General features: G+C 57.4%; 7 protein-coding genes and 4 pseudogenes. 6 read left to right on the forward strand and 5 right to left on the reverse strand.

The genetic code is table 11. The annotated features are described in order from the left end of the window. Positions 1-243 precede the first annotated feature (243 nt). A pseudogene (locus EQG66_RS14890) lies at positions 244-1,113 on the forward strand (IS30 family transposase); the annotation flags it as partial. A 456-nt stretch (positions 1,114-1,569) separates the two neighbouring features. Here the strand turns inward: EQG66_RS14890 and EQG66_RS14895 are convergent. The 4 genes and pseudogenes from EQG66_RS14895 to EQG66_RS14910 form a co-directional block, all read right to left on the reverse strand. After that, positions 1,570-2,434, reverse strand: a pseudogene (locus tag EQG66_RS14895) (helix-turn-helix domain-containing protein); the annotation flags it as partial. A gap of 17 nt (positions 2,435-2,451) precedes the next feature. Beyond that, positions 2,452-2,673 carry a hypothetical protein gene (locus tag EQG66_RS14900; RefSeq protein WP_129405297.1) on the reverse strand — a complete coding sequence of 74 codons (222 nt, stop codon included), beginning with the start codon at positions 2,671-2,673 and terminating at the stop codon, positions 2,452-2,454. A 6-nt stretch (positions 2,674-2,679) separates the two neighbouring features. After that, positions 2,680-3,453 carry an SDR family NAD(P)-dependent oxidoreductase gene (locus EQG66_RS14905; RefSeq protein WP_129405298.1) on the reverse strand — a complete coding sequence of 258 codons (774 nt, stop codon included), beginning with the start codon at positions 3,451-3,453 and terminating at the stop codon, positions 2,680-2,682. 64 nt (positions 3,454-3,517) lie between these two features. Beyond that, a complete protein-coding gene (locus tag EQG66_RS14910; protein WP_164975701.1) occupies positions 3,518-4,696 on the reverse strand; it encodes an acyl-CoA dehydrogenase family protein in 1,179 nt (392 codons plus the stop codon). A gap of 439 nt (positions 4,697-5,135) precedes the next feature. On the opposite strand from EQG66_RS14910, the gene EQG66_RS14915 reads away from it, so the two are divergent. From EQG66_RS14915 to EQG66_RS14935, 5 genes and pseudogenes are all read left to right on the forward strand, one after another. Then, positions 5,136-6,092, forward strand: coding sequence for a helix-turn-helix transcriptional regulator (locus EQG66_RS14915; RefSeq protein WP_164975702.1), 957 nt, complete (start codon positions 5,136-5,138; stop codon positions 6,090-6,092). A 122-nt stretch (positions 6,093-6,214) separates the two neighbouring features. Further along, positions 6,215-7,945 carry an FAD-dependent oxidoreductase gene (locus EQG66_RS14920; protein WP_129405301.1) on the forward strand — a complete coding sequence of 577 codons (1,731 nt, stop codon included), beginning with the start codon at positions 6,215-6,217 and terminating at the stop codon, positions 7,943-7,945. Between the two features lie 17 nt (positions 7,946-7,962). Further along, positions 7,963-8,808, forward strand: a complete 846-nt coding sequence (locus EQG66_RS14925; protein ID WP_164975703.1) for a sugar phosphate isomerase/epimerase family protein — start codon at positions 7,963-7,965, stop codon at positions 8,806-8,808. Between the two features lie 230 nt (positions 8,809-9,038). Then, positions 9,039-9,422, forward strand: a pseudogene (locus EQG66_RS14930) (Mu transposase domain-containing protein); the annotation flags it as partial. 560 nt (positions 9,423-9,982) lie between these two features. Continuing rightward, positions 9,983-10,695: pseudogene (locus EQG66_RS14935) on the forward strand (IS5 family transposase). Positions 10,696-10,833: 138 nt separating this feature from the next. Here the strand turns inward: EQG66_RS14935 and EQG66_RS14940 are convergent. Next, positions 10,834-11,361 carry a nuclear transport factor 2 family protein gene (locus tag EQG66_RS14940; protein WP_129405304.1) on the reverse strand — a complete coding sequence of 176 codons (528 nt, stop codon included), beginning with the start codon at positions 11,359-11,361 and terminating at the stop codon, positions 10,834-10,836. Positions 11,362-11,539 lie beyond the last annotated feature (178 nt).

Consider the following 11,539-nt stretch of genomic DNA (forward strand, 5'->3'; position numbering starts at 1 on the left):
AGGGCGTCGTGGCGAACGAAGTGGACACGGTCGCTGATACTGATGAAAGACCACCGTAACCGCAAGCCTTTCGCCATCACACTGGACACAGTTTACATGGACAGTTCTGGTAGTGCTATTAACATAACTATTATTATCGGATTTACTGAGTGTCGCAGGTGGATTCTATTTCGAAGTGCGTTTCCTGAGGATTTATGGGGTGTTCCCCACTTAACCCAGGAGTAAACAATGAACCGATTCTACCGCCATCTCAACCTGGATGAGCATCCGGCATTCCGTGGTTATTTTCATGTTGCCGCACATAGCAAGGCTGGCGGCCGCCGGTTGCGTGGCGGTAAGGTCGCGCGTGATGCGGCGCTGGCGACATACATCGAGGCCCGGCTCTCAGACTATTGGTCGCCTGAGCAGATCGCAGGCTATTTGCGCACGCACCCGGACAGCGGCCTGTCAGTCTGCCACGAGACGATCTACCAGTTCATTTATGGGGCACAAGGTCGGGCGCGTCAGCTGGGGCGTCTGCTCCCATCCCGGCGTAAGAACCGCCGACGGCGCTATGCAAGGCGTCCGCGCGGGTTGTTTATCCCTTTGCAAAACACGATTGGCCACCGTCCTTTCGAAATTGGTGAACGCACGCGTTTTGGCGATTGGGAGGGCGATCTGATGATCTTCCGGCGAGAGTATGGCACATCCAACGTCACCTCACTGATCGAGCGGCGCAGCCGCTATATGCTATTGTCTTGTAACCGCAGCCGCCACTCGGCTGGTGTGATGGCAGGGATTGAGCGACAGCTCGGTCCCCTTCCCGCCATGTTACGCCGGAGTATGACCTTTGATCGCGGAACGGAGTTTGCCAGCTATCCGGTTCTGGCATCCAGCCTGGGTATCGCGAGCTACTTTTGCCAGCCTTCAGCGCCATGGCAGAAAGGCAGTGTCGAAAATGGGAACGGACGGCTGCGACGCTTCCTGCCCCTCGACACCGACATTGCCATGATCGACGAAAAGGAACTCGATCGGATAGCGGCAAGGCTCAACAGCATACCGCGTAAATGCCTCGGTTACCGTACTCCGCGTGACGTATTTGACGAACAGATAAGGCACGCCAGAGCCGAATGAATTTTGCCGCCGGGGGGGGGGCTCGCCCCACCCCCGGCAAGATGGACACCAACGTCAATGAAATCTACATCGATACCGAAGGATCGCACTTCAAATGGAAACCACAGCAGCAACGTTCAAATGTCACAGTATCGCAAGATAGAGATGTCTCACTTGCGCTACGTCTCCGGCGTAAGCATCAGCATTCCGCCTGCTAAGCCGTGTAGGCGAAGGCGACATTTCAGCCCTCGGATGCGGATTAACCGGTTCGTGTTCATCAACCTTCCAGCGCTACAGCCTCGGGGACCATCTCGGCGTAACGGCTTCGCCTTTACCTGCGGGCTACGTCACCCTGCGAGTTGACGGCAGGTCACCGCCGCTTGGGCTCATGCCTCCTCAAAGCAGAGGGCAAGGCTTTCGTTCAATTCCCTCCTTTCTCCTTTGCATTCCAAACATATGCGCGCGAGGCGCACAATTGGTAAAATCGGTCTGCCACATCTCATTCGGACGGGTGGTTTTGGTGTGGAACTCGTCGCGGGCCTTGATGACGATGTAGGCCGGACTGGCGATCAGATCCTGGGCTTTCAGCAGGCGATAGACCGTGGCCTCGGAAACAAAGTATCGCTTCTCATCGGTAAATTTAGTGGCCAGCTCGCGCGGGGAGAGCTCGCTTTCGCCCAGCGCCATGTCGATGATCTGCTTGCGCACATCCTCGGGCAACCGGTTCCAGACCCGGCTTGGCGCTGAGGGTTTATCTTCGAGCGCCTCGGGCCCGCCATCGAGGTAGCGGGCATACCAACGGGCAAAGGTGCGGCGCGCGATGCCCAGTTTTTCCAGCGTCTGGCGGGTTGGCAGATGGGACTGCTCGACAAGGCGGATGATTTCCAGCTTCTCAGCGGCGGGATACCTCATTCGTGGTCTCCCCCATCCGCGATCATGCTTTTTTAAGCAGGCGGTTCTCGAGTGTCAGGTCGGCGAGGCATTCCTTGAGAGCCAGCGTTTCTCGGCGCAGATCCTTGACTTCATCGCTGGTGGCGGCACGGGCCGTGTCCCCGGCCAGACGGCGGTTGCCGGCCTCGAGGAACTCCTTCGACCACGAGTAGTAAACGCTCTGGGCGATGCCTTCGCGGCGACAAAGCTCGGCAATACTCTCCTCGCCGCGCAGCCCTTCGAGCACGATGCGGGCTCGGCTTTGGGATGATCCCCCGGATCATCCGTCGCCTGCGCTATCCTCGGCCGAGAAATGCCGGCGCGTGGCACGGCGAATATCCTTCACCACTGCCTCGGCGGGCTTCTTGGTGGGCTTCGCAGCCGATTTTGGGCTGGAGGGATTGGGTCTCATCTGCGTTCCTTACGTCACTACGACGAGACCCAATCCCTCCTTATCCGCAACCCCTTTTTGGGCCATAGGTGCTGACGCCGAACAGCCTTGGCCTTGTAGAACAGGCTTTCGACCTGCAGCAGGTCACGATAGCGGATGACCGCCTGTAGCGGCGTGATCTTTGCTTTTAAATCTGGGCACTGTTCAACTTGGGCCAAGCTGTGCGGGCGCGCTTTGAAACCGAGTTTCGGATCAGACACTCAGGCTCAGGTGGTGCGCGTCATTCCGCCGTCAACGTAGATGGTCTGTCCAGTAATGAAGGCGGAATCGGGACCAGCGAGGAATGAGGCGGTACCGACAATATCCGCCGGCTCCTCGGTCCGCTTTATTGTCTGCATGTTCATCAGAAAATCAAACCGTTGCTCGGAAGTGCTTCCATCGGGAAGAACACGGTGTTCGAGCGTACCGGGTGTGCGCGTATATCCTGGCGCTATCGCGTTGACGTTGATCCCGTACATTCCGAGATCGGTGGCAAGCGCACGGGTAAACGCGATCACCCCGCCCTTGCTGGTGATATAGTGCACGACCCCTGGAACAGCTATATTCACGCTGCACGACGCAATATTGATGATCCTGCCGGCACCTTTCTCCTGCATATCGGGCGCAAATGCCTTCGCCATTAGAAACATGGAGTCAAGATTGACCGCCAGAACCCGCCGCCATATTTCGAAAGTCATGTCATCAAATCTGTGGTCTGGATATATGCCGGCAACATTCATCAGAATGTCGCATCTCAGACCAGCATCATGGACAAAACTGCGAAAACCATCCACACTGTCCGGATCGGACACGTCGCAATAAGCAGCGGTTGCATCCATGCCGACCGCTGCGCACAGTTCCAGCGTTTTATCCATGTCGCCAATATCGCCGATGATGACTTTGGCACCCTCTTTTGCGAAACGCACGGCAATTGCCTGACCGATACCAGCGCCGCCGGCGGATACGATTGCGGTTTTACCGGAAAGCCTACCTTTCTCCATATCTTCAATTCCTTAAATAATCATATTGAGACACGTCATGCTTTGCGTTTCGATCCTGGCTACTTTACGGCAGGTTCCAAAGTGCGCGGCCGTAGTTTTCGGCGGCTTCTTCCCAACCCAGTGTGGCATGCGTCGCGCCGACGCTGATATCGCGAAGGAAGCGCTGAACCGGATTTGCCAGATAGACTGCGCTGGCCCCGGCCATCAGCGATAGCGTATTCGCGGCCTGCACGACCAGGCGCCCGACATAGGCCGCGTCGCGCTGCGATGCATAGGCCTCAGCACCGACAAGTGCCGGTTCGCTGGACTGGTCCAATTCATTGAGTCTCGCAATCCGGTTGCGCATGACCAGCGTTGCAGCATCAATATTAGCATGGACTTCGCCAAGTTTGATATGATTGGCGACACGTTCGTGCTGCAAAGCGCCGCTTAAAAGCGCGCGTTTGTTAACCAGCATATGCTGCACTGCATCTGCCATTCCCCTCGCCATCCCGATCAATGCGGCAGGAATGGTCCAAATGCCCACCTGGTAAAAGGAAAGGCGCGCAAGAGGCAGTTCGTTGAGCTTCCCCCCGGGGGTCGAACCGCCGATTAGATCATCGAAACGAATCACGCGGTGCTCGGGTACGAACACGTTATCTAGCAGAATATCGCGGCTGCCGGTGGCGCAGAGGCCGGAAACGAACCAGTCGTCACAAATTGTTACGTCGCAACGCGGCACCAGCATCCAGTCGAAACAGGTCTGGTTAGGCTTCATTACGATAAACCAATCGGCAAAGTCACAACCACTGGCGAATTTCCAGTGTCCTGACAGGCGAAATCCGCCTCGTATGTGCTCAAGTTCGCTGCGAATTGAAGTAGATACGGTAGAGCAACAGACGTCAGCGCCATTTGCCCAATATTCCTCCTGCGCCTGCAGCGGAAACAGCGCCACTTGGTAATTGTGAAGGATAAAGAGATTGGTGATCCAGCCGGCTGAGCCGGAGCTGGCACCTATTGTGCTGATGACCTCGACAGCGGCATCCCAATTCAGCCCATATCCGCCAAATCGCTTCGGTTGCAGGATTCGGGGGAAGCCGGCAGCAGCGATCTGAGCTACGCTTTCGTCGGACAGTTTGCGATCTTGCTCCTCGTGCCGCGCCCTTTCGCGCAAAATCGGCACCAGCGCCTGCGCACGCGCAACGAGCGTTTCGCGTGTTGGAATATCAAACCCCGCCTGTTCAGGAACCAAGACCTCGGCCATAGCTATCAACTCCCGGAAACATTGTCTGTTTGCACGATGCTTTTTGGAGAGAATCGGCCGACACGTCTTTCGATGCGGCGTGCATCGCATTTTCAATAATGCGCGATTTCCCACGCTTCAGGGCCAGATTAGAAGCAAAGTCGAGTGATCTCAGCGGGTTGGATTGACGGCTGGCATGGCCGCTGGTCCACGGGGATCGACAGAAGCTCTCAGATACAACGAAATGGAACGACACCACTCGCGCTCCCCATGCGTGAAGCGGTTTGGCATTGCCGACAGATTTGACCGATGCCGGGCGGCCGCATTTCGAGCACCTCATTGACCCGCCGACAGCATCGCCAGGCTATCAAATGATTCCCGGCAATTATGGATCAGGCCTCGACAAAATAATGGACATGTACACAATTTTTGGTAACAGTCTCCACCAGGAGAGATGCCAATGTGCTCAATGCAATGGGAGGGCGATGCCTCCGTTGTCAACGCTGTGATCGGATCGCTTGGCAGCCGATCGCAGCCTTTTGAATGTTCGCGCTGGTCCACACATGCGGTGAAGCATGGCCACAAACTTGCGCGGCTGTCCTATTGCCCCGCCGAGCATTCCGCCTATGTCAAGTCGCAGATGCCCGCACACGAATTGCAGAGTCATGGCGGGATCGCAAATGCTCCACCCCGATATTACTTGTTCAAGGGGGATCGGCCTGCACGCATACTCTGGAGAGATGCATCGCAGACATATCTATCTCCTGACGAGATGATTCTGCTCAGTTCTGAAGATTCGATGACCATTGCGTTCCATTACGAGTATGAATCGCAGGTTCTGATATTCGACACAGGAATGCTTGATGCACTTTTCCCCTCCTATCACAAGATAATCGGAAAAAAACTCGATTTCACACCCGCAATGAAACGCATAGCAGGGCATATCTTCAGTGCCGTTTCCAACGCCTTTGAAGCAGGGCTTTTTGAGGTTCTTGGTGACGGATTTTGTCATTCCATGCTGAGTATATTGAGGCATGCCGAGCCTTCATTTGCAGACTCGGGGTGCAACAGCCTGAACGAAAAATTGATGAACCTTCGCTGTGGGGAACTGAAAACGTTTATTGAGCGGAGAGTCTGCGACCCGGAACTGAACTTGGCCATGATCGCTGATCACTTCGATCTGAGTCGACGATATATTCAGCAAATATTTGCATCGACAGGCACGACACCAACCCAATTTATTGAGCAAGTGCGCCTGAAATTTGCGGCGGAGTTGATCCAAAAGGAGCGGGATCGCAGCATTACCGATATTGCTTTTTCAAGCGGATTCAACAGTTCATCTTACTTTTCGACCCGTTTTCGATTGCGCTTTGGCAAGACGCCCCGGGCTTACAGACATGATCGCAACGGCAAATAGCTCTGGGTGAGCAGCAAGCACGCATGCGCTGAAAATGGGCTTCGCCCTGATGAAAGATTTTACGCTTGAAAAGCGCAATCTGGCGCCACGATGCGTGATCCCGCGTTCGGGAGAGAGAGATCATGAAACAACAAAAGTGCGATTTGCTGGTCATCGGTGCGGGTGCGGGCGGGCTGACGGCCGCGTTGCGGGCGGCTGACGCCGGTCTCGATGTTGTCGTAGCCGAGAAGGATGAATATTTCGGCGGTGCGACGGCGCGCTCCGCCGGCGGGATATGGATTCCATGCAACCCGCATGCCGCTGCGATGGGGGGGCAGGACAGCCGCGAAAAGGCGTTGACCTACTTCCGCAATCAGGCCGGGCCTCGGTTCGACCCGCAAACGGTATCAGCATTTCTGGACAATGGCCCGGAAATGCTGAAGTTCGTAGAGCGGGCCAGTACATTGCGTTTCGCGGCGGCGATGGGCTACGGCGACTATCATTGCGAGGCCCCGGGCGGAGAAACTTCTCGCGTTCTCTTTCCTCAGCCGTGGGATGGAGCAGAATTAGATCAAGATCTGAAACGCCTGCGCCCTATGCTGCGCCGCGCCCAGTTCCTGGGCATACAGATCAGCGTGCTGGACGTAGGCTTGTTCATGTCAGCCGGACGCAAGCTTGGATCGGCCGCCTATGTTTTCGGTAGCATGCTAAGGCGGCTGCGCGACCAGTTCCGCGCCGGCCGAAGCCTGCGCCTTACCGGCGGCAACGCCCTCGCAGCGGGCCTGGCGGCGGCATGCCTTCGCAACGGCGTGAAAATATTGACGTCGGCTCCGGCGCGGCGGCTTTTGCACGAAGGAAATCGGGTAAGCGGGGCAGTCTTGGATAGCTTGGATGGCCAACTGCATATCGAGGCCCGATACGGTGTTATCCTTTGCACCGGCGGTTACGCCCACGATGCCGGGCGCAGGGCCGAAACTTTACCGGCCATCGCCCGCTCCGCAGAAAGCTGGAGCCTCTATCCCTATGGTAGCAACGGCGACGGCATTCGAATGGGCGAAGCAGTTGGCGCCCTGTTTGATTGCGACATGGCCCATCCGGTCGCCCTCGCACCGATGACCCGGCTGGCAGCGGGCGAAGGCGTCATGGAAGTCAGTCCGCTGTTCTTTTTTCGAGGAGCGCCCGGTGTCATCTCGGTGACCCGAGACGGAAAACGGTTTGTGAACGAGGCACGTTCCTACCATGACTGGAGTGTAGGCCTGTTGGCGGCAACGGCTGGGGAAGAGCCCGTGGCATGGGTGGTGTGCGATCATCGGGCAATCAGACGTTACGGCCTGGGTATCGTCAAGCCCGCGCCGTTCCCGGTGCGTCCGCATCTGCGCAGCGGCTATCTCACGACCGGATGCACACTGGGCGATCTTGCTCGATCCGCCGGTATCGACCCCGACGGCCTGGAACGTACCGTGTCCGAATTCAACGAGGCCGCACGGCTTGGCCGGGATCCACAGTTCGGCCGCGGGTCGACCGCCTATGAAATGGTCAACGGCGACCCGGAACATCGGCCTAACCCGTGTGTGGGTCCGCTCGACAAAGGGCCATATTACGCCGTTCGCGCCTTGCCTGGTTGTCTGGGCACCTTTGCGGGGCTGAAGGGGGACGAAAACGCACGCGTGGTCGATGCTGACGGTTCCCCGATCCCGGGCCTGTATGTAGCCGGCAACGACATGGCCAGCATCACGGGCGGTGATTACATCGCCGGCGGCTGTACGCTGGGGCCAGCCATGACCTTTGGCTTCATCGCCGCAAATCATGTGATCCGGCGGCACAAGGAACCGGAAGCAGTGCACGCGGATTCGGCCCAGCACGCCGTTCAATGACGGGAAAGGAAGAGTTTATGGCCAGAGTGATGTGGTCAGGCACGGTTCGCGCTTTGCCGCTGCGGGAGCAAGCAAGGGCGACCCGAATAGCCGGGTGCTCCACTTTGTCGGTGACGCCTTTTTCTTACGCGCTATGGCAGACGTCCGGCTTGTCGACACGCGAAATGCTCGCGATCGTTTCCGATGAGGGCGTACGACTGAACCATTTGGAACCTATCACGCGCTGGCATTCCTCCTGGCTGCCCAAAGGACTGGATCCTGCCATATGTCCACCGGGCCTGATCGGTTTCGACATGGACGATTTCTTTCGTATCGCCGATGCTTTGGAAATCGATAATATCAGCGCCATGGTGTCCGGTGACGCCGACGACAGTGGACTAGACGCCATGGCAGACAATTTCGCCGTGCTGTGCGAACGTGCCACACGCCAGGGGGTCAGATGTGATCTGGAATTCGTGCCAATGTGGGGACTCCCTGACCTCGCGTCGGCTTGGTATGTGCTGGAACGAGCTGGCTCCGCAAACTGCGGCCTGATCTTCGATACGTGGCACTATCTCAGGGGGCGGCAGGATCCTGAACTGCTGGCCTCTATCCCGGGCGATAGGATCTCCCATGTACAAATCGCCGATGGGGCAGCGACGCCAGTTGGAGGCGATCTGCTGATCGATTGTCTCGCGCACCGCTGCCTGCCCGGTGAAGGAGATCTGCCTATCGAGGACGTTCTTCAGCAACTTGCCGCGATAGGTGGGTTAAACTCGGTTGGACTGGAAGTTTTTTCCGCCCGGCTCGACACGATGAACTCCCAAGAGATCGGCCGGGCCTGCCTGGACTCATTCGAGAGGGTCGGGCTTTCCAGCCTGTGACCTGCGTCGATCGGCGTGATCAGCGCATCTCCGACGGTTTCATGGTCAGGCTCGACGCTGATTCCCTGGAGGCAGAAGGCCGGGTGCTGCCTGTGGCCCATCGCCGGGTCAGCACAGCACATCTCCCGACCGGCCCTGCTCGGCAGTACCACAGGCGCCTCCCGGCAAGTCCAACCTTGCCCGCGATTCCGCAGTGAGGTACCTGCGAGCAGGTCCGCGATCTCGGTCCAGTCGAGAACAGGTCGTTACTGGCTCTCGCGCGGCATTATCGCTTCCAGCCCCGCGCCTGCCGACCCTATCGCGCCAAGACGAAGGGGAAGGTAGAACGGCCGTTCAGCTATATCCGCCAGGACTTCTTCCTCGGGCGCCGCTTACGCAATCTCGAGGATCTGAATGCCCAGCTTATCGGATGGCTCGATACCGTTGCCAATGTGCGTGTTCACGGCACCGCCCAGCGCATTGTCGCCGAGGCCTTTGCGGACGAGCAGCCCGAACTGCAGCGTCTGCCTGAGCACCGCTTCGATGCTGTATTGAAGCTCGAACGGCGCGTGAGCCTTGATGGCTTCGTGGCGATCGGGGGAAATTATTACAGCGTGCCCGATCGCACCCGCCGTGTCGTCGAGGTCCAGCCCGATGCGGCTTGACTTTGGCTTGCGCGAGGCTTTGTTGTATAACAAGATAATGGATTGGCTTCGCTGAACTTCGTTTCCCACTGGGAATCGGATGTCATAGATGAGCGGGATGCCCAGACCGACACCTCTGAAGTGTCGTACGACCAGTTGGTCCGAATATAACGCAGCTCTGAGGAACCGTGATTCGCGGGATGTGTGGTTTGATCCGCGGATGGATTGGTTTTCTGTTCCGAGTGGCTGCCCCGGACGTCCGATGCGCTTTTCCGATCGGGCGATCGAGGTGACGACAAATGCAGCTGGTGACGCCCAGACCCTTCCCGACCTGCTTAAGCAGATCCCCGAAGACGAGACGATCCTCAGCGTTGGCGGCGGCGGCAGATTTGCTCTATTTCCGCGAGTTCGGGGAAAGGAATCTCATGCCGATTCAGAACGGTCGAAAACCGCTCTAGGAGCTGTGGGGATTTAGGATTCCCATTTGTTCGAAGATGTGATTCACGCTTCGGATGGAACGCTTCGTATTGACGGATGCCCAATGGGCGAAGATGGAACCGCACTGTCTGGGTAAGCCAACGGACCCCGGGCGTAGCGGGAGGAACAACCGGCTATTTTTGGAGGCGGTACTGTGGATTGTCCGAACGGGCAGTCCGTGGCGCGACCTGCCCGCCATGTTCGGCAACTGGAGTACGGCCTTCCGACGTTTTCGAGATTGGCGCGAAGCCGATGTTTTCAAGCGGATTTTCGACGCCTTGTCGGAGGAGCCAGACATGGAATACGCCATGGTCGACGCCACCATCGTCAAGGTTCACCGGCACGGTCAGGGCGCAAAAGGGGGACTCAGGGCCAGGCCATTGGCCGCTCCAAAGGCGGCATGACGACCAAAATCCTCGCGCTGACCGATGCCTTGGGTAACCTTGTTCGCTTCGAACTACTGCCAGGGAACCGCTACGACACTATCGGCGTCGCCCCGCTGATCGAGGGCATCGAGTTCAACGCTCTGCTCGCCGACAAGGCATTCGATGCCAACTGGATCGTCGAGCAACTCAACGAGCGCGGCACCAAAATCGTCACCTCTCAACGTCCACAGCGCCTGAAACCGCTCAAGATCGATGAGGAGATGTACAAGTGGCGGCACTTGGTCGAAAACTTCTTCTGCAAACTCAAAGAGTTCAAGCGCATAGCCATGCTAGCCTGCAAAACAGATCGAAGCTTCTCCGCAATGATCTACCTCGCCGCTGCCGTCATCAACTCACGATGAATCCCTACAACCCCTAGAGCCGCGTCAAGAGCCAATTTCGAGTATCATTGCGACTTCAGCGATCGCTTCCAACTCATGCGTAGCCAACGGGAAACGATCGCTGGGTCCAGCTGATCTACACGGTTAAATGAACAAGGATTAAACCTTGTCAGCCGCGATTAGCTGGCGGAGGTCTGGCACAGCACTTGCGCCGTGAGCAAGGGCAGGATGATCGATGACGCCTATCTGCCGGAGCAGACCGCCCTGATCCCACCAAAGATGCTCAAAAGAAATCCGGTCGCCCTCAAAGCCGACCATCACGCACATGGCCATTTCGACCTTGCGTCCAGTCGGAGCCACAGAGGGCAAAAGCCAAGGCATATCGATGCTGTGCGTAAAGGTGAAAATGAATTCGTCTATGATACGGTTCTTGCTGATGATGGTCCCCACCGGCTGCAGCGCGATATCGTCCGGGACGTTCGGACACATGTCGTTGCTGTAGAACTGGTGGACAGCGTCTCTGCCGACCGTCAATTGCCCGATCCCGCCAGCCCAGATGTACGGGTTGTCGTTCATCGTCGCTATGGCTGCATCCGGATCGCGGGTGCCAAATTCGGCATGGCCGTGCCTATGCCACACATCCAGCATCACTTTCTGATGCTCGGTAAGCTCGCTTTCGTCGATCATTCAGCCATCCTTCCTCAGGGTACTTTAGCAGCGGCGGCCGCAGGTGGTGTTTCGTAAGCGCATTTTCACTGGCACGTATCAGGCGGCTTGCGGGATGTAACTCATTTCGAACCTTGTTTCGGCGGCATTGGTATCTTGCCAGTTGCCGGGGAGAAGGTCGTCTATGGGATCGCCGTCA

Source organism: Sphingobium fluviale, from assembly GCF_004122115.1.
Lineage (GTDB): Bacteria > Pseudomonadota > Alphaproteobacteria > Sphingomonadales > Sphingomonadaceae > Sphingobium > Sphingobium fluviale.